The 19,766-nt window shown below is 64.8% G+C and carries 19 protein-coding genes; 7 read left to right on the top strand and 12 right to left on the bottom strand.

Features of this window, described 5'->3' with window-relative positions:
* Positions 1 to 121 precede the first annotated feature (121 nt).
* Positions 122 to 475 (top strand): RidA family protein, encoded by a 354-nt coding sequence (locus P2869_RS27220; RefSeq protein ID WP_277598530.1) that lies wholly within the window; start codon positions 122 to 124, stop codon positions 473 to 475.
* Between the two features lie 114 nt (positions 476 to 589).
* On the top strand, positions 590 to 1,267 hold the full coding sequence (locus P2869_RS27215; protein ID WP_277598529.1) for an MgtC/SapB family protein: 678 nt from the start codon (positions 590 to 592) through the stop codon (positions 1,265 to 1,267).
* 26 nt (positions 1,268 to 1,293) lie between these two features.
* On the opposite strand, the gene P2869_RS27210 is transcribed toward P2869_RS27215, so the two are convergent.
* Together P2869_RS27210 and P2869_RS27205 are read right to left on the bottom strand one after the other, a co-directional pair.
* Positions 1,294 to 2,706 carry a CocE/NonD family hydrolase gene (locus P2869_RS27210; protein WP_277598528.1) on the bottom strand — a complete coding sequence of 471 codons (1,413 nt, stop codon included), beginning with the start codon at positions 2,704 to 2,706 and terminating at the stop codon, positions 1,294 to 1,296.
* 123 nt (positions 2,707 to 2,829) lie between these two features.
* Positions 2,830 to 4,446, bottom strand: coding sequence for a phospholipase D-like domain-containing protein (locus P2869_RS27205; RefSeq protein ID WP_277598527.1), 1,617 nt, complete (start codon positions 4,444 to 4,446; stop codon positions 2,830 to 2,832).
* A 337-nt stretch (positions 4,447 to 4,783) separates the two neighbouring features.
* Between P2869_RS27205 and P2869_RS27200 the strand changes: the two genes are divergently transcribed.
* Positions 4,784 to 5,611 (top strand): type II CAAX endopeptidase family protein, encoded by an 828-nt coding sequence (locus P2869_RS27200; RefSeq protein ID WP_277598526.1) that lies wholly within the window; start codon positions 4,784 to 4,786, stop codon positions 5,609 to 5,611.
* Positions 5,612 to 6,008: 397 nt separating this feature from the next.
* On the opposite strand, the gene argC is transcribed toward P2869_RS27200, so the two are convergent.
* Entirely contained in the window at positions 6,009 to 6,938 is a 930-nt protein-coding gene (gene argC / locus P2869_RS27195; protein WP_277598525.1) for an N-acetyl-gamma-glutamyl-phosphate reductase, read from the bottom strand.
* A 130-nt stretch (positions 6,939 to 7,068) separates the two neighbouring features.
* Between argC and P2869_RS27190 the strand changes: the two genes are divergently transcribed.
* The 4 genes from P2869_RS27190 (at position 7,069) to P2869_RS27175 (ending at position 11,430) form a co-directional block, all read left to right on the top strand.
* A complete protein-coding gene (locus P2869_RS27190; RefSeq protein WP_277598524.1) occupies positions 7,069 to 7,953 on the top strand; it encodes a LysR family transcriptional regulator in 885 nt (294 codons plus the stop codon).
* 23 nt (positions 7,954 to 7,976) lie between these two features.
* A complete protein-coding gene (locus tag P2869_RS27185) occupies positions 7,977 to 8,249 on the top strand; it encodes a hypothetical protein (RefSeq protein ID WP_277598523.1) in 273 nt (90 codons plus the stop codon).
* Positions 8,250 to 8,747: 498 nt separating this feature from the next.
* Positions 8,748 to 10,796: a c-type cytochrome gene (locus P2869_RS27180; protein WP_277598522.1), complete on the top strand. Its 2,049-nt coding sequence runs from the start codon at positions 8,748 to 8,750 to the stop codon at positions 10,794 to 10,796.
* A gap of 223 nt (positions 10,797 to 11,019) precedes the next feature.
* Positions 11,020 to 11,430, top strand: a complete 411-nt coding sequence (locus tag P2869_RS27175; protein WP_126879180.1) for a group II truncated hemoglobin — start codon at positions 11,020 to 11,022, stop codon at positions 11,428 to 11,430.
* Positions 11,431 to 11,516: 86 nt separating this feature from the next.
* Here P2869_RS27175 and P2869_RS27170 read toward each other — a convergent pair whose 3' ends face one another.
* The 9 genes from P2869_RS27170 to P2869_RS27130 all read right to left on the bottom strand — a co-directional run bounded on the left by P2869_RS27170 (position 11,517) and on the right by P2869_RS27130 (position 19,748).
* Positions 11,517 to 12,068, bottom strand: coding sequence for a hypothetical protein (locus P2869_RS27170; protein ID WP_156125729.1), 552 nt, complete (start codon positions 12,066 to 12,068; stop codon positions 11,517 to 11,519).
* Positions 12,069 to 12,440: 372 nt separating this feature from the next.
* A complete protein-coding gene (locus P2869_RS27165; protein ID WP_126879109.1) occupies positions 12,441 to 13,406 on the bottom strand; it encodes a type II secretion system F family protein in 966 nt (321 codons plus the stop codon).
* Positions 13,407 to 13,453: 47 nt separating this feature from the next.
* The gene (locus P2869_RS27160) at positions 13,454 to 14,431 is read right to left on the bottom strand and encodes a type II secretion system F family protein (protein WP_199540751.1); all 978 of its coding nucleotides are present in this window, start codon (positions 14,429 to 14,431) and stop codon (positions 13,454 to 13,456) included.
* 15 nt (positions 14,432 to 14,446) lie between these two features.
* The gene (locus tag P2869_RS27155; protein WP_017775226.1) at positions 14,447 to 15,814 is read right to left on the bottom strand and encodes a CpaF family protein; all 1,368 of its coding nucleotides are present in this window, start codon (positions 15,812 to 15,814) and stop codon (positions 14,447 to 14,449) included.
* A gap of 21 nt (positions 15,815 to 15,835) precedes the next feature.
* Positions 15,836 to 17,089, bottom strand: a complete 1,254-nt coding sequence (locus P2869_RS27150) for an AAA family ATPase (protein ID WP_277598521.1) — start codon at positions 17,087 to 17,089, stop codon at positions 15,836 to 15,838.
* Positions 17,090 to 17,131: 42 nt separating this feature from the next.
* The gene (locus tag P2869_RS27145) at positions 17,132 to 17,605 is read right to left on the bottom strand and encodes a TadE/TadG family type IV pilus assembly protein (RefSeq protein WP_277598520.1); all 474 of its coding nucleotides are present in this window, start codon (positions 17,603 to 17,605) and stop codon (positions 17,132 to 17,134) included.
* Positions 17,602 to 18,147, bottom strand: a complete 546-nt coding sequence (locus P2869_RS27140; RefSeq protein ID WP_277598519.1) for a TadE/TadG family type IV pilus assembly protein — start codon at positions 18,145 to 18,147, stop codon at positions 17,602 to 17,604. The genes P2869_RS27145 and P2869_RS27140 overlap by 4 nt, the downstream gene beginning before the upstream one ends.
* Positions 18,148 to 18,155: 8 nt before the next feature.
* The gene (locus P2869_RS27135; protein WP_277598518.1) at positions 18,156 to 19,385 is read right to left on the bottom strand and encodes a pilus assembly protein TadG-related protein; all 1,230 of its coding nucleotides are present in this window, start codon (positions 19,383 to 19,385) and stop codon (positions 18,156 to 18,158) included.
* Between the two features lie 42 nt (positions 19,386 to 19,427).
* Positions 19,428 to 19,748 (bottom strand): hypothetical protein, encoded by a 321-nt coding sequence (locus P2869_RS27130; RefSeq protein WP_277598517.1) that lies wholly within the window; start codon positions 19,746 to 19,748, stop codon positions 19,428 to 19,430.
* Between the last annotated feature and the right edge of the window lie 18 nt (positions 19,749 to 19,766).

Here is a 19,766-nt window from a genome sequence, read left to right as displayed (position 1 = left end):
GCCGCGCTCCTTTGCGACGCAGCACGCTACTGTTCGCCGCGCCACCGCTTCACCTCGTATTCCCGGCGCGGCTTCGTTCAACCTCTCGTCTCGCCGTCACGGCGAAGGAGCGCACAAGCGTATGTCCGATATCGTTCGTATCGAAACCAATCAGCGTATGAGCCGCGTGGTGAAGGCCGCGGGGCTCGTGTTCATCGGCGGCCAGACGTCGGCCGATCCCGCGCCTGACGTCAAGGTCCAGACCGCGAAGGTGCTGGAGAAAATCGACGGCTTTCTCGCCAAAGCCCGCATCGACAAGACGCAGCTCGTTTCCGCGCAGGTGTGGCTCGCCAACATCGAGCGCGACTTCGCGGGCATGAATGAAGTGTGGGACGCATGGGTGCCCGAAGGTTGTGCACCCACGCGCGCCACGGTGGAGGCGAAGCTGGCCGCGCCGCATCTGCTCGTGGAGATTGCGGTGGTCGCGCTCGCGTAACCGTATGGGCGCCCGCATGCTGCGGTGCAGAGGCCATGCAGCATGTAAATGGCCTGCAAGGTAGGGCTTGCTGCCGTACCATGCCCCCATTGCCATGACCTGGGGTGTCCGCACATGATCGGCAACATCGAACTGTTATCGCGCCTGCTGCTTGCGGCGCTGCTCGGCAGTGTCATCGGCTTCGAGCGCGAACGACTCAACTGGGCCGCGGGCCTGCGCACGCACATGCTGGTGTGCGTGGGCTCCGCGTTGATCATGCTGGTGTCGGCGTTCGGTTTTGCCGACGTACTCGGCCAGAAGGACGTCGTGCTCGACCCGTCGCGGGTCGCCGCGCAGGTGGTTTCCGGCATCGGCTTTCTGGGCGCCGGGTCCATTCTGCTGCGTGGCGAGATCGTGCGCGGGCTCACGACGGCGGCGAGCTTGTGGTCCGTTGCGGGCATCGGGCTCGCGGTGGGCGGCGGCATGTACACCGCCTCGGTGGGCGCGACGGTCATCATCCTTGCCATTCTCGCGGGCGTCAAACCGTTGGAACGACGCTTCATTTCGGTGCGGCAGCGACGCAGCATCGAACTGGTGGTGGAGCGCGGCAGCATTTCGCTCGATACCATTCACAGCGTGCTCGACACGGGCAGCGTGCGGGTCAAGCAGTTCATCGTCCAGCAGTCGGAAGACGACCCCGATCTCGATGACGTATCCATCGCTTTTTCGCGCGTTACCGAAGGCGAATTCCAGGCCGTGTGCGAGCGGCTCGAAGCGATTGCTGGCGTGAAGTCGTGCAGGCATTCCGAGTGAGAGGCATCGCGTTCAACGATCCATGCTCAGCGGTTCGTGCTCCAGACCACATCGCTATCCACGGCGTAGAGGCGGCAGCCGGTATGGCCCGCCGCGCACTGCACGAGCGCGGACGAGAGCGCATCGAGCCCCGACGCCGTGCCCCATGCGCCATCGGGCGCAATCGCAAACGCACGTGGCCGGCGTGCCTTGAGAAAGTCCGCGTAGGCGGCGCGCCCTTTGGCGGAGAGATACGGCACCGCGTTCGCATTGGCGAGCGCAGCGAAGTTCGTGCGCGGCGGGGCGGACACGTCGCGCGGCCACACCACTGCGTTGTCCACGGCGTAGAGCCGGCAATACTGCGTGACGGCCCAGCATCGCTTCATCGCGGCCTCGCTGGCATCGAAACCGCCCGACGCCCATGCGCCGCTGGTGATGCCAATGGCGATCGCGCGCGGCAACGGCGCCGCGAGAAAGCCGCGATAGAGCGTCTCCTTCTGCGCGTCGTCCAGATAGGGCACCGCGCTGAGATCGCCGATGTCGGCGTAGGACGTGGCGTGCGGACCACGCCCCGGAAGATACTCGGGGTTCACCTCGCGGCCCGGCATGCCGATGCTCGCAAGAAACGCGTCGGCCTTTTGCACCCATAGCGGCAAGCCCGCGCCGGAAGCCGTCATTGCGTGCGCGTCTTTCTGGAAGGGGCCGTAGTCCACCAGTTGCGCGCGGCCGCCGTTCGCCGTGTATTGGCGGAACATGGCCTGCCATGTGGGCGTGGCGAAGGTCTGATCGTTGTCGCCGTAGAACCACATGGAAGGCAGTTTCGTGCGTGCTCCCAGTTGCGCTGCGGCGGCGACGAGGCTTGCATCCGGCGAGCGGCAGTCGGACTCCTTCACGCCGCCCGCGAAGTTGAGCAGGCCCTTCACGTCAGGCGGATTCAGCGAGCCGAACGCGAGCGTGTTCCAGCCGCCCATGCTCTTGCCAGCCACGACGATGCGTGACGCGTCGATGCCGGGCAGGTCTTTCACGTCGTCGAGCACCTTGCAGATGTCGCGCGCGGCGTCGAGCCCGATCGCCGTCACGTCGCAGCCGTGCGGCACCAACTGGCCTTCGGAGCCCGCGTAGCCGCGCATCATCGGCATGGCAACGGCATAGCCGCGCGAGAGGAAGTAATACGGGATGAATTCGTCGGCGACGCGCGGCGCATTGGCCGGGTCGTGCGAAGCGCCGTGATTGACGAGCGCGAGCGGAAACGGGCCGCCCCGCCCGGGCATGTACAGCGTGACCTGCAGCCGCACAGGCGGCGACGACTGCACCGGCACCATGACGATGCGCTCGTTGAGCGGGGCGCCGGGTTGCGTCGAAGACCCTGGCTCCGACACGGCGGCGGCGCCGCGCACGGGCAGCAGTGCACCGCAGAGCGCGAACAGCAGCGAAACGAGAACTGAGGGGGAAGGCGTCATCCGGCGTGGCGGTGCTCTGCCTCGCTGCTTGCCATGCGAGGCCGTATCCGTACGAATGCTGATGCACGGTTAACGGCCGCAGCCGGAAAAACATGAGGGTTGACGTTTCGCTCGCCAGATCCGTCAGCTTGCCACCGGCGAGGCGAGGTTGGCCCAGTCGTGCAGGAAGATCTGCTGGAAATAGGCGGCAGCCTCGGCGTGGTGGATGATGAGCCCCGCGTCGCGGTTTCTCAGCGTGCCGTCCGCGGACCAGTTCTGGCTGCTCACCATGACCGTGCTGCCGTCCACCACGATGCCCTTGTTGTGCACATTCGCCTGACGTCGCAGCACGGAGGGGGGCACGCCGGCATTCGCGAGCTTTTCCACCCAGGCGTCGGTCTGGTACTGGCTCGTGATGAGGCGCACGTCGAGCCCTTTATCTACGAGTGTTTTGACTGCCGCGATCAGCGCGTCGTGGTCTTCGTCCCCGGCGTGGCCGCTCGGGTGGATGTACTGCGTCTGCATATAGAACGTCTGTTGCGCGGAGTCGATGAGCGCCTTGACGTGCGCGTGGTAGTTGTCCGGCGTGAGCAGCGGCTGGATGCGGACGGTGTCCGCGAGCGTGCGCGGCGCGAAGAATTCGCGCGGAGCCTTGCCGGCGGCGAACATCTCGAGCATCCCGGGCGGAACGCCTTCGTTGAGCATCGCCATGCGTGCCGCTACGCCGGCGCTTGTCGTTGCGGCCTGCGCGATGGCTTCGCTCGCCACGTCGTAGTCGTGCTGTAAAAACGCGCGGAACGTGGCGGCCAGTTTGTCGCTGGTGGCAATGACGTGCCAGTCGCGATCGCTATTCGCGGCGATCTTGCGGGCTGCGGCCGGGTCCGAGAGATCAATCTCCGGCTGGTTGCTGTTGTTCCAGTTGCCCGACGAGAGCCAGAACGTGTCGTCTTCGCGCACCGCGACCTTGATGTGATACGCGTTCGGATAGATCCACACAGGCGCCTTCGGGTCCGAATTCGTGAGCGCCCAGGTGCCGTTGAAATGGTCGCCGAGCGACTCGTGCAGGTCGGCTTGCGTCTCTTCGTCGGTCTGATCCGCCGTGTGATTTTTCGCAGGGTGGTCGAGCGTGAGCGTCATCGTCTTGCCGCCCGCGAGTGCGGCTTCGACGGCCGAGAGCACGTGTGCGGACGTGAAGTCGTACATGCCCACCACGAGATTCTCGCGAACGCCCGCGAGGAAATTCGAGAGCTGCGCCCAGCCGGCGTCGGGGCTCGCGTGCAGCACGAGCGTGACGGGCGCCGTCACTTCATCGAGACTCGCGCCTGGCGCAGGGGTGTAGGGCTCTTGCGGCTTGTGAGCGCGCGCGGCGAAGAACGCCGTGAGCGGGGCGGGGTGCTGCGGCGCGGCGTTGCCTTTGCCGTCGAAGAAAATCTCGCCGTCAAAGTCGGGTTGCCGAAGCTCCTGGCGCGCTTCCGCGAGGGCCAGATAACGCGCGGGGTCGAGCGCGCGCATTTGTTCCATCGGATTGGCCGCGCGCACGTCGACGGGGATGTTGTCGAGCGTGGCGGGCAAGTGCGCGCGCAGGGCGGCGACGTGATCGGGCTGGGCCGTGACGACGATGGCGTGCTGGGCCGGCGCCGCGGCGGTACGCCAGCTGAGGCCGGTGCGCACTGAAAGCACGCCTGCCTTCGCGAAGGTGCTCTGGTTTTTGTGTAGCGCGTTGAGTGCGTCTTGTGCGTTCGGTGAGTTCGATGCGGGCATGGCAGCCTCCTCCGTGGACGATGTAAGGCCCTTGCAAGCGCGCTGGCGTGCGGGCGTGCGGTGCGGCCAGCCCGTTCCTGCGCGTATCAACGCTTTCCATCGTGCAGGGCGCCTGTGGCAGCGGCGTGACGGGATTCGGTGTGGGAGGAAGTGGCGTTGCTGGCGTGCTGTTTTATGCGATGCGGAGCAATGCGATGCCGAGTGCTGCCCGAGCCGCCGCTCGCGGCCCGAAGTGCGACGCACTAAGGTTTTGCAGCCGTATTGACGATAACCCCGACGGGGACGCGCATTTCGCGCGTAGCGCGCAACAGCTTCGAACATCACGGACCATGAAGCCATGAAGCCGCCACAACACCAATATTGCTTTCCGAACCTGCTGGAAGCGTTCTTTGTGCTGGTCGCGTTGTACTTCGGGGAGATGCTGGTCAACGCGATCATCGCGCAGCCGGGCCGCAGCGCGGGGCTACAACCCATGGCGATCTACAGCATCGGCCGCGTGCTCGCCTATGGAATGGGCTTCACTGTGCTGCTGCATCACAGCAAGGCGACCTACCGTGAATTGCTGCACGAGAACGGCAGTTCGTGGACGGCCACGTTTGCGCTCTTCACACTGCCCATCCTGCTGCTCGCGCCGGGTCTGCTGCTCGTGTGCAACCTGCTGCAGATGCTGGTCGTATTGCTGTTTCCGATGAGCCCAACCATGCAGGCGGGCAGCGAGCAATTCATGAAAGGCGGACTCGGCACGCTGGCGCTGGTCTGCGTGATTGCGCCCATCGTCGAGGAGATGCTGTTTCGCGGCATCATCCTGCGCAGCTTCCTGCGGCAATACCCGCCTGGCGTCGCTATCGTGCATTCGGCTGCCGTGTTCGGACTTGCGCACCTCAACGTGTACCAGTTCATGGTGGGCTTCGTGCTGGGCTGCGTGAACGGCGCGCTCTACCGACGCACGCGTTCGCTGCTGCCCTGCATGCTGTTGCACGCGTTTTACAACGTCGCGGTGGTGACGTCTGCCGTGTATCTCGGGGCGCGCGAATGGAACGCGGCCACGGCGGACTGGATGGCGCCATGGCGGCTGTGGGCGCTGGCGAGCGGGGCGCTGGGGGTGTGGATGCTGTATCGGATGTTGTGGGGATCGGTGCGGGTGGGGGCGAGGGAAGGGGCGTGATTTTTGGAGGCGTTTGGCTGTCCACAAGGGACGCTCGTCTTCGCCGGAAGCGGACATGCATCCGTGAACAACCTGGCTGGGTTGATCGTCTGCCTGACCGAATTGCCTCACGATGAAGGACGAATACGAACACTAGCCCAATCCAACCGGCGGTCGCCCGTCGAGATAGCAGGGCACCATGGTCGGTGCTGCGTCGAAATCCAGCGTAAGCGGTCCGAGAGCGAAGGAATACATCGAGGCGCGCGATTTGCGTTGTAAGAGGTTGCCTCGCAACGCCACCGATTGCCGACGACTTCGGCGATGCTGTCGAGCGGATCTTTGCTTGCGGCCGACCTCTGCCCGATACGATCGGCTTGCATCGACCCCTAGCCAGCCAGTTAGCGCGAACCATCGGCCACTATTGCTGCGTGAGCATGAGGTTGAGGTTCTGAACCGCGGCACCGGATGCTCCCTTGCCGAGATTGTCGAACACCGCGGACAGGAGGACATGCCCGTGCTCCATGTTGGGAAACACGCCCAGGTGCATGTCGTTCGTACCGTTCAGCGCTTGCGGATCCAGGGGCGCCAGGCCGCCCGATTCGTGCAGCGGCAAGACACGCACGTGGGCCGCCTCGGCATAGTGACGTGCGAGACAGGCGTGTAACGTGGCCCCCTCCACGCCGGGCGCCAGCAGCCGCAGCGCCAGCGGCACCGTCAGCACGATGCCCTGGCGGAACGCTCCATACGCAGGGACGAAAATGGGACGTTGCGCAAGCAAGGCGTGCTGCTGGATCTCCGGCGCGTGCTTGTGCGCGAGTTCCAGACCATAGACCTGGTATGAAGGCGCGTTGGCCGCGCCCGGCCCCTCGTGTTCCTCCACGCCTGCACGTCCCCGTCCGGAATAGCCGGATACCGCGTGGATGCTGATCGGGTAATTGCCCGGTATGAGCCCTGCCTGCATCAATGGGCGCAGCAGACCAACTGCACCAGTCGGATAGCAACCGGGATTGGTGACCCGACGTGCGCTCGCAATGTGCCCAGCCTGCTCCGGCGACATTTCCGGGAAACCGTAAGTCCAGTCCGGCTGCGTGCGATGGGCGGAGCTTGCGTCGATAACGCGGACGGCAGGATTGACGATGGCGGCCACTGCCTCGCGCGCGGCGGCATCGGGCAAACAAAGCATGGCGATGTCGCAGGCGTTGATGGCTTCTGCGCGGCGCCGCGAGTCTTTGCGCTCCGCAGCGGCAAGTGTGAGCAATCTGATGTCGGTGCGGTCGCGCAGCCGGTCATGGATTTGCAGCCCGGTGGTGCCCTGGTCGCCGTCGATGAAAACTATGGGGGCGCTCATACGTGGGTGACTCCGCTGACTGTGGGTTATAAAAAGGCAAATCGAGCCCCTATGTTGCGCGGACGTCTAGAATAGGGAAAGTTGAATTTCATGACGTGAACATTCAGTTCCTCTGAATCTGGACGGCAACATGCGAGAAATCAGCCTGGACCGTTTGCGCACCCTGATTGCCGTTGCCGATCGGGGTTCATTTGTCGATGCGGCGCGTGCATTGAACCTGGCGCCGCCCACAGTCAGCCTCCACATCGCTGAACTCGAAGACCGCATTGGCGCGCCACTCCTGTTACGCAAGCGCGGACAGGTGGGGCCGACGCCCATAGGCGAGGTGCTGGTAGAGCGCGCGCGCCGACTGCTGGCCGACGCGGAGCAGGCGTTAGACGATATTCAACGCCAGGTAGCGGGACTCGAAGGGCGTGCGCGTCTCGGCGCGTCGACAGGCGTGATCGCCCACCTGCTGCCGCAAGCGCTCGAGGTCCTGCGCGAGCACCATCCCGCCATCGACATTCAGATTGCAGTGCTCACTTCGCAGGAAACCCTGTCCCGGCTGGTGGATGGAACGCTGGATGTCGGGTTGATCGCGTTGCCTCAGCCACCCGTGGCTGGACTCGTGATAAAGCCCTGGCGCCGCGACCCTGTGATGGCCTTTGTGCCAGCGCAGTGGCGGTGTCCGGCCCGTATCACCCCTGAGTGGCTCGCCGCTCGACCTCTCATTCTCAATGACGCGACCACGCGCCTTTCGCGTCTGACGGTGGAGTGGTTCGCGACCGCAGGGCACCATCCTGCGCCGCGCATCCAGCTCAACTACAACGATGCGATCAAGAGTCTGGTAGCGGCAGGTTACGGCGCAGCGCTGTTGCCCCACGAGGCCACTACGCCCATGCCCGACGAGCGCATTGCCATGCGTCCGCTGCGCCCGGCGTTGTGGCGTCGGCTCGGTATTGCGCACCGTGCGGGGCACGTTGAGCGTTCCACGCAACACGTACTTGATGTGTTGTGGGATTTGCGATTGGCGTAGGCGTTGTCATTCACGCATGGTGGATGCAACGACGAACCGCGGGCCACGTGCCATCGCAGCGCGTGGCCGATGTTATGGCGAACATCCCCAGAGCGTTGCTGCCACGAGTACATCGTGGACCTGATACGGACGCGCTCGCCCAGCTCGCGAAGATCCGCAAGCTCCGGATTCTCTCAGGGAGAATCGTGGGCAAAAGAATCGTCTGTCTCGACATCCCCGACAAATACGCCTTCATGCAGCCCGAACTGATTGCGCTGCTGGAGCGCAAGGCCGGGAGCTTCCTGCGACATTCCTGATGATGTGCGCCCCGCACACGGCGTCGCTCACAAAACACGGCGTAGTCGGCATAGGCGCGACGTGCCGTCGTTTGCGTCGATCCGCAACGGAGATGCGACGAAATGCCACGAGCGTGGCGACGCCAACCACAACCGCTGCGACCCGTCAGCCCTGCCTGAGACCTTGAGCGCGCATCCGGCGCCTCCGCATTCGCGAGTGACCGAACACCACCCGCAGTCAAGGAGACCGGCATACGTCATGTGCACTGCCCGTCTGCATTGACACAGCCGGAATGGGCGTCCTATATTTCCCGCCGAAATTTGCTTATTCAACTATGGAATAAGCGAAGGCGTCCTGCGGCCGACAAATCACCGTTCGAACACCGCAGCGGCTGGACTCGCGTGAAGCGGCTGTAAAGACGCGAGCCTCCACGCCGGTGCATCGAAGCCGCGTAGCGCTCCGGACAAGAACGACGGGCACAGCCGTCACACGCGGTGCGACCAGGGAACCCGTACAAGATGAAACAACGAAAATTTTCGCGCTGGATCGTCGCCGCCCTGGCGATGGGCGTCCACTACGCGCTCGCCGCCCAGGCCGATGCACCGAAGGGGCCGGACGCAGACCTCGTCGCACGCGGCGCGTACGTCGCGCGCCTCGGCGATTGCGTTGCCTGTCATACGGCCCCGAACGGGAAACCCCTGGCCGGAGGGTTGCCGCTGATGACCCCGCTGGGTGCCGTGTATTCGACCAACATCACGCCCGACGACGCGACCGGCATAGGCCGCTACACCTTTGCCCAATTCGAGCGGGTCATGCGAAAAGGCATCGCCGCCGACAACCATTACCTCTACCCTGCGATGCCCTATCCGTCGTACGCGAGGATGAACGACGAGGATATGCATGCGCTGTTTGCCTACCTGAAGCAGGGCGTCGAGCCGGTCAGCCAGCCCAACCGGCCAACCGGCATCCCCTGGCCGTTCAACATGCGCTGGACACTCGCCGCATGGAACTGGCTGTTCCTGGACAGCGCGCCCTACGTGCCCGACCCGCAGCGCAGCACCGAATGGAACCGGGGGGCGTATCTCGTGCAGGGCGCCGGCCATTGCGGCGCGTGTCATACGCCGCGTGGCATCGGGTTTCAGGAAAAGGCGCTATCCGACGCGGGTAGCAACGGCAGCGCATTCCTGTCCGGCGCGACGGTCGACTCGTGGCATGCCGTCAATCTGCGTAACCTGTGGACGACCCGCGATCTCGTCACCTTGCTCAAGACCGGCCAGAACCGCTACGGTGACGCAGCGGGCGGCATGGGTGACGTCGTTCATCACAGCACGCAATACATGAGCGATGCGGATCTGAACGCCATCGCAACGTATCTCGTGTCGCTGTCCGGCAAACCGGCGGCCGGACGCGCAGACGGCGGCCCCGTAGCGCAGACGGCGCACGCGCAACCGGCCGGGCTTCTGACCACCCGAGGCGGCCTCGGATACCTGCAGTTCTGCGCCTCCTGCCATCAGACCGATGGCCGCGGCTTCGCGCCGGTGTTCCCGCCACTGTCCCGCAACACGGCACTGCTTTCCGCCGACCCGGTTTCCTCCATTCACGTGGTACTGACCGGATGGCAGACGCCGCAGACGGCAGCCCATCCACGGGTCTATACGATGCCGGCGTTCGACAGGCTCTCCGACGAGGAACTGGCGGACATCCTGACGTTCGCGCGCACGACCTGGGGAGGACAGCGCGTTCCCGTGAGCGCGTCCGCCGTCGGGAAGCTTCGCCGCGAACTGGCGTTGAAGACCGACACGCCGGCGACCTTCCAGACACCGCGTTTCGCCGCGATGCTCGACCAGCAGAACGCCGCACAGCTCGCGCGCGGAATGCAGCTGATGGTCGACACGAAAGCGCAGCTGCCACGCAACGTCGGCAACTCGCTCAACTGTGCGAGCTGCCACCTCAACGCGGGCACGGTTGCGGATGCCTCGCCGTTCGTGGGTCTTTCCGCCCAGTTTCCCAGCTATGCCGCGCGTGCCGGCAAGGTCATTACGCTGGCCGACCGTATCAACGGCTGCATGCTGCGCTCGATGAACGGCAAACCGCTGCCTCTTGATTCGGCGGACATGAAGGCCATGCTGGCGTGGTTCGACTGGATGAAGGGCGCAGCCCAGCCAAAGGAAAAGATACCCGGACGCGGCGTGGGCGAGTTCAACCGGAACCTGAAGCCCAACATGGTTCACGGCAAGGAAGTGTATTCGGCGCAATGCGCGTCGTGTCACGGCGCAAACGGCGAAGGAACAAAGGCGCCCGATGGCCGCGACGTCTATCCCCCGCTATGGGGCGACGCGTCGTTCAACATCGGGGCCGGCATGGCGAGGCTCTACACCGCCGCCGCGTTCGTCCGGCACAACATGCCGATCGGGACACGCAACGAATTCCCCTTGGGGCAAGGCGGCCTGAGTGATCAGGACGCGCTCGACGTGGCTGCGTATTTCACGCAACAGCCCCGTCCCGACTTTGCTGCCAAGGTTCATGACTGGCCTCAAGGAGGCAAGCCGGCGGACGCCAGATACTGACGTGCGGCGGGGGAGATGCTGCGGAGCTCACGTGTTCGCCTCACGGAAACGCCGCGAAGTCGGTTCAACCACTGTCCCGACTTCGCGGCTCAGCGTCGCCATAGAGGCGGACGTACTGCGTGATCGAGCGGGGCGCGCCGCGATGGTCGACATCAATAGCGTTGCCGCCGGCATGCACGAAGCCCGCTCCATCGCTTCTGCCTTTTCCACATGGATTTCGCAAATGACAGACATATCGGACAAAGACCCACGACAGATAACGGCCTTCGATCTTGCTGGAGGCGAGGCGCGTGTGCGCCAACTTGTCGACCGGTTCTATGACCTGATGGACCTTGAACCCGAGTTCGCAGAGCTTCGCGCCATGCATCCGCCCACGCTCGACGACACGCGGGACAAGCTGTTCTGGTTCCTGTGCGGCTGGCTCGGCGGCCCGGACCATTACGTTAGCCGTTTCGGCCATCCATGCCTGCGGTCACAGCATCTACCCTATGCCATTGCGTCGGCAGACCGCGATCAATGGGTCAAATGCATGGCGATGGCGATGGAACAAACCGGCCTGCCGGGGATGCTGCGAGAGCGGTTGCATCAATCGTTCTTCGAAATCGCGGACTGGATGCGTAATCGGGCAGATTGACTCGTGGGAGTTCGTATGCTTCCTGGCGGCCCTCGTGTTTGCCATTATCGGAAAGCTGCCGGTTCCCGGAAGAAAGACCTCCACAGCTAACGGCAATCGGGCGCCGACGAGACAGCGACCGGCGTAGTGGTCACCGCTCCGCCCCCGTCATGCAGTTGCCGGACCTGCACCTGCGGGGTATTCGCGCTTCCGTCGACCAGTACCTCGTAATCGCGGCCCGCTGCCGGCACAAATGTGCCGGCGCCGTCGGGCGTGGTGCTGACGTACATCGTGTTGCCCATCACCGACTGCGAGGAGAAGCGGGCCGTGATGGTCAGCGGCTGGTTCGCGGGGACAACATATTCCTTGTAATAGCGCCCCGCATCCGGCGGCAGGGGCATGCCGACGGTCTTGTTTCTTAGTGCGGACAGGCCCGGCTTCGAGACCAGCACGGTCTTGCCCTTGCGTCCCGGCGCATTGTCGGAAGGCACGCATGCCGTATCGAAGTGGAAGTAGACGACCGGCCCCCAGTAGACGCGCACCCGTGCGTCCGTTTCAGGATGGTAGGCCCGCTCGCCTCCTGACGTGGCACATGCCGCCAGCAACACGGCGGGAAGCAGCATGCCAGCAGCGCGCATGTAACGGTTCAGTACAGTCATTGTTGTGCTCTCGCTTTCGTCCCGCGAACGGTCGCGGGATGCCCGGGAGCGTATTCTACGGCGTCGCGTCGCGCGGGTTCCGGGCCGTCAGCAGGTCAGCCGGCCTTCGCGTACGTCATATAGCGTTGCAGGCGCAGCGGCGTCTGCATCGAAGGAGCGGTCACCTTCGGGCAGCCAGGCCACAGTCTGCCGTCGCACCAGGACGGCATCACGGGGTGCGCCATGGGATGACCAGCAACACGGGCAACGCCATCCAGGCGGCATAGCGGTCATCAACGGCAGACAAGCTTCTCCCGGACCGGATCGAAGGCGCCCCAGACCGCCCACTCAACGGCATAGTCAAGGTCAGGTCGCCATCCCCAATCGTGCCCCTCACTGCCCCGTCAACGTAGGCAACAACACACGATAAATATTGATAAACGCCGGCCCCAACAGCACCGTCAGCAGCGCCGGAAAAATGCAGAAGATCAGCGGAAACAGCAGCTTCAGCGCGATCTTCGCCGCACGTTCCTCGGCGCGCATGCGGCGGCGCGTGCGCAGCATGTCGGAGAGCACGCGAAGCGAATCCGCCACGCTCGTGCCGAAGCGTTCGGCCTGAATCAGCATTGTGCAGAACGAATCGATGTCTTCCACACCCGTGCGCAGCGCGAGATTGCGCAGCGCCGTTTCGCGCGTGAAGCCCGAACGCATTTCAAGCAGCGTGAGTTCCAGTTCGTCCGCCACCACCTTGCTGCGGTGGCGCAGTTCCTCGGCCACCTTGATGAGCGCGGCATCCAGGCCCAGGCCCGCTTCCACGCATACGGTCAGCAGATCGAGCGCGTCGGGGAAGTCTTCGAAGATCACACGCTGCCGCGCTGCGACGCGCCGCGACAGCACGCCGTTCGGCAGGTAATAGCCGAACGCGCCGAGCACTACAAGCATCGCCGAGAGCCCATAGGGCTTTTGCGCGAGGGGCGTGTGGATCAGCACGAGCGTGGCGATGGTGGGCAGGGCCAACGCGAGCAGCGTTTTGGCGGCAAGGTAGATGCCCGCGGCGTGCGGCGTGCGCCATCCCGCGTTCATGAGCTTGAGCCGCAGCGGCGAATTCTCCCAGCCGTCTTTGGGTAGCGAAAGCCTGGAGACCGGCTGCGCGATCTCGGCAAGCTTCGCGACCCAGTCCGGCGTGCCCGACGGCATATCGGCCGCGGGCGCCCCACCTTGCGGCGCCGCGCCCGCCTGAGCAAGCCGCCGCTCCATGCTGCGCGGCGCGAATACGAGCATGGCGCCGAACGCGGCGGCGAACACGAGAACGAACACGCCGCCCAGCAAGAGCAGGTGCGTGGAATTGAGGGTTTGCATGGCGACTCCTTGAGCAAGCGGTTACGGCAAACGCGCAGCGAAACGCGCTAGACACGGATACGGATGATGCGGCGCATCCACAGCACGCCGGAGACCATCGAAAGCAGCACCGTTTCAACGAGCTTCAGCCCCGCCGGATCCTTCCAGAGAATTTCGAGGAAGGAAGGGTTCACCAGCATCATCAGCGCCGCCGTGCCGAACGGCAGCAGGCCCAGTATCCAGGCGGAAAGCCGGCCTTCCGCGGAAAGCACGCGAATCTTGTCGAACAGCTTGAAGCGCTCGCGAATCAGGCTACCAATGCTGTCGAGCAGTTCGGCCAGATTGCCGCCGGTCTCGCGTTGAATCAGCACCGCGATCACGAAGTAGCGCAGGTCGCGAACCGGCACGCGTGCGGCGAGATTCAAGAGCGCTTCCTGAAGCGAGACGCCGTAATTGATCTCGTCGAACGTGATGCGGAATTCACCGCCCATCGGCTCGGCGAACTCGCTGCTCACCATGCCGATCGCGCTCGTGAAGGCGTGGCCTGAGCGCAGCGCGCGCGCAATCATGTCGCACACTTCGGGCAACTGACGTTCGAGTTTCGCGAGCCGCTTCGTGCGCTTGCGCATCACGAAGAGCGACGGCAGAAACGCGGCGCCTGCCGCTGCGAGCACGGCATAGAGCATCGGCACGGGCAGGATCGACGTCACGGCCAGCGCCACGGAAGCCATGGCGACCGACACGCCCGCGAGTTTGGCCACGGACCACCCGAGCCCCGACTGCTGGAGCACGAGGTCGAGCGAGTGGATGCGCGGCACGCGCAGCAGCAGACGGTCGAACGGACGCGCCTCGTTCAGCATGCGGTCCTTGAGGATGGAAAGCTGCTCCTTGTGCACCTGCCCGCCGGCGGACATCGCGCGAATACGCGCTTCGATGCGCCGCGCGGCCGGACCGTGACGGCTGTTCCACCATTGATAGAGGCCTTCGAACGCGAGCACTACCGCGACGAACAGCAGGATGACGAAAGCGTAGAAGGTCGGGTCCATGCGAAGCTCCTTCGGTCACGCGGTTTCGAAATGGCGCGACGGATCGTAGATCGCATCGGGCAAGTTGATGCCGAACGCCTGCAGCCGCTCGGTGAATTTCGGCCGTACGCCCGTTGCGCAGAAGTAGCCCCGCACGTTTCCGTTCGCGTCGAGCCCCGTGCGTTTGAACGTGAAAATTTCCTGCATGTTGATCATGTCGCCTTCCATGCCGGTGATCTCCTGAATGCTGACGATCTTGCGGCGCCCGTCGGTGAGGCGCGCGGCCTGTACGACCACGGAGATGGCCGAAGCGATCTGCTGGCGCATAGTCTTCGGCGGCAGCGCGAGGCCCACCAGGCCGATCATGTTTTCGAGGCGCGTCAGTGCATCGCGCGGGGTGTTCGCGTGAATGGTGGCGAGCGACCCTTCGTGACCCGTGTTCATTGCGTTGAGCATGTCGAGTGCTTCGGCGCCGCGCACTTCGCCCAGGATGATGCGGTCCGGACGCATACGCAACGCGTTGCGCACCAGCGTGCGCTGCGTGATTTCGCCCTTACCTTCAATGTTGGGCGGCCGCGTTTCGAGCCGCAGCACATGCTGCTGACGCAGTTGCAGTTCCGCCGCGTCTTCGATCGTCACGATACGTTCGGATTCCGGAATGAATCCCGAAAGGATATTGAGCAGCGTGGTCTTGCCGCTGCCCGTGCCGCCCGAAACGAGAATGTTGACCTTCGCGCGCGCAAGGGCTTCGAGCACCTCGGCAATGGGCGGCGTGAGGCTTTGCAGCCGCACGAGGTCGGACACCTGCAGCGGATTGACCGAAAAACGCCGGATGGAAAGCAGCGGTCCGTCCACTGCGGAAGGCGGAATGATGGCATTGACGCGCGAGCCGTCCGGCAGGCGCGCGTCCACCATCGGGCTCGATTCGTCGATGCGCCGGCCCACGCGCGAGACGATCTTCTCGATCACCTTCATGAGGTGCGCGTCGTCGTAGAACGTGACATCTGTGAGTTCGAGCCGGCCGTTGCGCTCCACGTAGGTGTGCTGATACGTGTTCACCAGGATGTCCGAAATGCTCGGGTCGCGCAGCAGCGTTTCGAGCGGACCGAAGCCGAACATCTCGTCGTACACGTCGATGGCAAGCTGCTTGCGCTCGAGGTCGTTGGTGGGCAGCTTCTGTTCGTCCAGAATGCGGCTCACCAGCGTCGCAATTTCCTGGCGCACCTGGTCCGCAGGCAGACGCGAAAGACGTTCCAGCTCCACGCGGTCCAGTACCGCGAGGTGAATCTCGCGGCGCAGTTTCTGCCACGCTTCACGGGCGGCACCGTTGTGGGGGCGCGGCGCGTCGGCCAACCCTGCAACGGGTGCCACACGCTGGAGCGAAATATGGTCACGCAATGACATGGCGGTCTCCTCGATTCGGGCTTACATGGTTCTGAGTTTCGGCGTCGCCTTCGGCGGCAAGCTGGTTGCTGCCCTGGGCGACGCGCCGCGGCCGAGCAGGCGCGCAAAAAGCGGTTCGCCTCGCGCCGCGGCTTGGTTGCCGGGTCGCGCGGCTTCCACGATCTGGTTGGCGTACCGTTGCAGGCTGCGCGCCACGTTGCTGCTGCGCGCGAGTTTCGAGACGGGCAGTCCCTGGTTGATGGCCTCGGTCACCACGCTCTCATCGTCGGGAATGGTCTGCCACGCGCGCAGGCCCAGCACTTCTTCCAGTGCCGCGCGGGCGCGCTCGCCCGAACGCGCGTAGCGGTTGAGGATCAGCCGCATGCGGTCCACGGGGTAGCCGAGCGAGACGAGAATTTCCTGCAGGCGGCGCGCAGCCCGCACGTGAGGCATGTTTGCCTGCAGGACGAGATGGATCTGCTCGCTGAGATCGAGCGCGATCATGGAGAGGCGGTTGATGGACACGCCCAGATCCAGAATCACGAAGTCATAGCGTGGCGCGGCCACGCCAAGAATCCATTCGAGTCCGTCTTCGCGAATTTCGGCGGACTTGACCGGGTCGCCCGCGCCCGCGAGTACGTGGAAGTTTTCCGAAAGGCGCAGCACGCTTGCGTCGAAAAAGGCGCCGTCCATGCGCTCCACCTGTGCGCACATCTGCGGCAGCGTGGAGGGCGGTGTTTCGTCGGTGACGAGAAACGCGGCGTCGCCGAACTGCTGGTTGAGGTCCACGAGCAGCACGCGCTTGTCGCGCATCTGCGCGATTTCCCAGGCGACGTTGCCCGCTATCAGGCTCGTGCCCGTACCGCCTTTGCAGGAAATAAACGAGAGGAACTGCGTGTCGTGCGCGTCGCCTGCACTGCGTGCCGGACGTTGTGCCGCGGCACGTTCGAGCGCTTCGGCAAGCGTCTGCCGTTCGAGCGGCCAGCCGAGCACGTCGCGCACGCCGGCGCGCATGGCTTCGATCAACGTCTGCGGCGAAGCATCGGCTGTAATCAGAATGCAGGTGAGGCCCGGATGCTCGCGGCAAAGCCGCTCGATGACGGCGAGTTCCGCGGCTTGCAGTGCGCCTGCGTCCACGAGCAGGGCGTCGAAGGCGTCGAGCCCCTCGGCCCGGCCTTCCAGCTGCGAAGGCTTGCCCGCTGCGCGCGTGATGCGGTACAAGCCGCAGTCGCCGGCGAGCCGTGCGATCTGCGCGAGACGCGCGGCGTCTTCGGAGGTAACGAGGATATTCATCATGATGGTGGACCTCGCCGGTGGCGTTGGTAGCGTTGAAGGCATTTATTGACAGACGGTGCCGCCCGTTGAACTCGCAAGACTCTCGCGCGGCAGCGTCGTGGTGAGCGGCGGCATGGAGAGCGTCAACGGAACGAACGGAATCATGGTTTGCACGCTGAGGTTGGTCACGCTCACGGTGACCATCGTGCAGCTGTTGCGCGCGCTGGACGGGTCGGAGTCGCAGCCGGACGGCGCATAGGCAACGTTGACCTTGGAGCTGGCGAGCAGCGGCAGCAGCGACTGAATGCGCGTCTTCACGACGGTTGCGCCCGCATCGCAGACCACGGCCGTGCGCGCGCCGAGCCGCACGGCTTCACTCGCGGTGTTCCAGTAGAACAGCACGCGCCCGAACTCGCAGATGCCGATAAGCAGCGTGAAGAGAATCGCGCAGATCAACGCGAACTCGACGCTCGTAGCCCCGCGCTGTTTCGCGCAGCGCATGGCGGAAAGCGTGATGTAAGGGGCGCGCGTTTTCATGACACCTGCCTCATGATCGTGACGATGTTGCTGAACGTGATAGGCGGCAGCGTGAAGAACGCCGGCGTGGGTTGGTACGGGTAGCCCTTGATCTTCACTTCCACGAGGTTGATGCTGCCCGACAGATACGACGGGTTCGCCGTGCCGTTGTTCGTGTCGTAGGTGGGCACGTTCGCGAACTGCGCGGGGTCCGACGCATCGCTGCAATTCGCGGTGTGCGCCGCGTCGCAGATCACCACCATCGACGTGGTGAGCCCCGGCGCGAGTTCCGTGCCCTGCGAGCCGCAGGTCGTGCTGCCGTACACCGCGAGGCACTGGGCAGCCGCAACCGGGTAAGCGGGGTCCGTGGGCAGATGGGTGGACAGGTAGCGTGCCGCGTCGCGCGTTGCCTTGGTGAGCGCCTCGTACTGATAGATGGCGCGGCCGAATTCGGCAATGCCCGTCACGATGATGAGCAGCGGAATCAGCACGAGCGCGAACTCGACCGTGGCGACACCACGCGTGCGGCGCCGGCGGGAAACACGAAGAGCGGGGCGGTTCATGGTTGCCTCTACTGGAGTAACACCGGAACCTGCGGGCCTACGGCGCTGCCGTTGCCCGGTACGCCCTGCGTGGCGCACGGGCTGCCGGCGGCGGAAGACGAGCCGCGGTATTCGAGATGCACCGGGCCCGCGCTGCCGCCCGACTGCATGGGGTCGAGCATCAATACGCAGTCCCAGGAGGTGACGGCGGCGCTGTGGCCCGAGAGGAACTGCGTGCAGTCCACTTCCGGCGCGAGGGCGAGGCGGCGGTCAGCGCCTGCGGAATAGCTGGTCTGCGCATACGAACCGCTAGTGTTGAGTTGCGCGGCGGAGTCACCCTGATACGCGGTGAAGGTTTGCCGCTTGCTCACGAAGTCGCTGTACGCGTTGCCCGTGGTGGCGTTCCAATTCGTGGACGTATAGGCGTAGCCCGTGAAGTCGGGCGTGCCGGCCGCTTGCGAATACGGGTTCGCGTAGATGCCGAAGCGCGTGTTATATGCCGCCGAGTCGGCCACCTTGTTGCCGGGCGAGCCGAGGCTCGTGCCGGTGGCAGGCAGCGAGCAGTAGTTGCCCGTGAGTTCGCTCTTGATTTCGGACGCGCTGTTGCTGCCGTCCAGCGCCGCCCAGCCGAAGTCGCCGGAACCGTAAGTGGGCGGTGAGCCGGTTTTGGCCGTGAGCCACTGCCCGATGGTGTACGCCGAAGGACTCGACGGGCCTGCTGTGCCCGGCTTGCAGATGAACACCGGAATCGCACAGGTGGTTTGCGCTGCGCCCACCGTGGCCACTGCCATGGCAGAGACCGAGGATGCGTTCGCCACCGTCGAGCCGGGCATCATGTTGAGCGTCTGGATGAACCAGTTCGCAATGCCCGTGAGCTGCGTGGTGCACTTCACGTACTTGATGTTGGCGGGCGCCGCCACCGAACTCTTCGGCATGAACGCGTTGTTCAGCGAGTCGCTGAAGGTGACGTTGCTGTCGGTGGAAAGCTGCACGGCGTTCTGCTGGAACAGCGCGAAGTTGAGGTGGCCGGCGGTAATGCCGGCCGCTTCGGACACCGACAGATTGATGGCTCCCGTCAGGTCGCGCGCGGCGGCGAGGGCACACGCGTCGGCGCTGTTCTGCAGCTCGCTGCGGACCACGTACAGCTTGCCGAGATCGAGCGCGAGGCCGAGAAAGCCGATCAGCACGGCGATGGCCAGCGCGACGACGATGGCCACCGCTCCGCGCTCCTTGCGATGCGCGGCACGCCGCGCGCTCATTGAAGATCTCCGACGCATGACAGTCTCCCGCACACGTTGACGTTACTGGCCCGCGCCGCCGCCCGAACCGCTACCCACGCCGATCACGAATGCGTTCGGCGAGGGCGTGGGCGCCTCGAAGCTCTTTTGATAGACGTCCACCGCGGAGACGGCGGCCCGGCCGTCCATGTCGTGCGAGGCCTGGGCGTGCTCGGCTGCGTGCGGGTCGATGATCTGGGCCTGCGTGACGGCGCGTACGGCCTCGCCGAAATGCGCGTCCCAGATCGGCGTGCTGGTCATGCAGCCGCCCAGCGCGAGGAGGGCGGCCCCGGCGGCCACGGCCGCCGTGGTGCGAGACGCGAAAGCGAAGAATGCGAGTTTCATGACGTTCCCCTTGAACAG

Origin of the sequence: Paraburkholderia sp. SUR17, assembly GCF_029536165.1 — a bacterium.
Lineage (GTDB): Bacteria > Pseudomonadota > Gammaproteobacteria > Burkholderiales > Burkholderiaceae > Paraburkholderia > Paraburkholderia kururiensis.
This window is presented reverse-complemented; position numbering and strand designations above follow the sequence as displayed.

What these genes read in the sequence shown, in the direction of transcription:
- P2869_RS27160 (WP_199540751.1), bottom strand. Translation starts at nt 14,431, where the DNA reads ATGGACCCGACCTTCTACGCTTTCGTCATCCTGCTGTTCGTCGCGGTA.
- P2869_RS27175 (WP_126879180.1), top strand. Translation starts at nt 11,020, where the DNA reads ATGACAGACATATCGGACAAAGACCCACGACAGATAACGGCCTTCGAT.
- P2869_RS27185 (WP_277598523.1), top strand. Translation starts at nt 7,977, where the DNA reads ATGCAACGACGAACCGCGGGCCACGTGCCATCGCAGCGCGTGGCCGAT.
- P2869_RS27135 (WP_277598518.1), bottom strand. Translation starts at nt 19,385, where the DNA reads ATGAGCGCGCGGCGTGCCGCGCATCGCAAGGAGCGCGGAGCGGTGGCC.
- P2869_RS27220 (WP_277598530.1), top strand. Translation starts at nt 122, where the DNA reads ATGTCCGATATCGTTCGTATCGAAACCAATCAGCGTATGAGCCGCGTG.
- argC (WP_277598525.1), bottom strand. Translation starts at nt 6,938, where the DNA reads ATGAGCGCCCCCATAGTTTTCATCGACGGCGACCAGGGCACCACCGGG.
- P2869_RS27165 (WP_126879109.1), bottom strand. Translation starts at nt 13,406, where the DNA reads ATGCAAACCCTCAATTCCACGCACCTGCTCTTGCTGGGCGGCGTGTTC.
- P2869_RS27150 (WP_277598521.1), bottom strand. Translation starts at nt 17,089, where the DNA reads ATGATGAATATCCTCGTTACCTCCGAAGACGCCGCGCGTCTCGCGCAG.
- P2869_RS27130 (WP_277598517.1), bottom strand. Translation starts at nt 19,748, where the DNA reads ATGAAACTCGCATTCTTCGCTTTCGCGTCTCGCACCACGGCGGCCGTG.
- P2869_RS27205 (WP_277598527.1), bottom strand. Translation starts at nt 4,446, where the DNA reads ATGCCCGCATCGAACTCACCGAACGCACAAGACGCACTCAACGCGCTA.
- P2869_RS27155 (WP_017775226.1), bottom strand. Translation starts at nt 15,814, where the DNA reads ATGTCATTGCGTGACCATATTTCGCTCCAGCGTGTGGCACCCGTTGCA.
- P2869_RS27180 (WP_277598522.1), top strand. Translation starts at nt 8,748, where the DNA reads ATGAAACAACGAAAATTTTCGCGCTGGATCGTCGCCGCCCTGGCGATG.
- P2869_RS27190 (WP_277598524.1), top strand. Translation starts at nt 7,069, where the DNA reads ATGCGAGAAATCAGCCTGGACCGTTTGCGCACCCTGATTGCCGTTGCC.
- P2869_RS27215 (WP_277598529.1), top strand. Translation starts at nt 590, where the DNA reads ATGATCGGCAACATCGAACTGTTATCGCGCCTGCTGCTTGCGGCGCTG.
- P2869_RS27140 (WP_277598519.1), bottom strand. Translation starts at nt 18,147, where the DNA reads ATGAACCGCCCCGCTCTTCGTGTTTCCCGCCGGCGCCGCACGCGTGGT.
- P2869_RS27170 (WP_156125729.1), bottom strand. Translation starts at nt 12,068, where the DNA reads ATGACTGTACTGAACCGTTACATGCGCGCTGCTGGCATGCTGCTTCCC.
- P2869_RS27145 (WP_277598520.1), bottom strand. Translation starts at nt 17,605, where the DNA reads ATGAAAACGCGCGCCCCTTACATCACGCTTTCCGCCATGCGCTGCGCG.
- P2869_RS27210 (WP_277598528.1), bottom strand. Translation starts at nt 2,706, where the DNA reads ATGACGCCTTCCCCCTCAGTTCTCGTTTCGCTGCTGTTCGCGCTCTGC.
- P2869_RS27200 (WP_277598526.1), top strand. Translation starts at nt 4,784, where the DNA reads ATGAAGCCGCCACAACACCAATATTGCTTTCCGAACCTGCTGGAAGCG.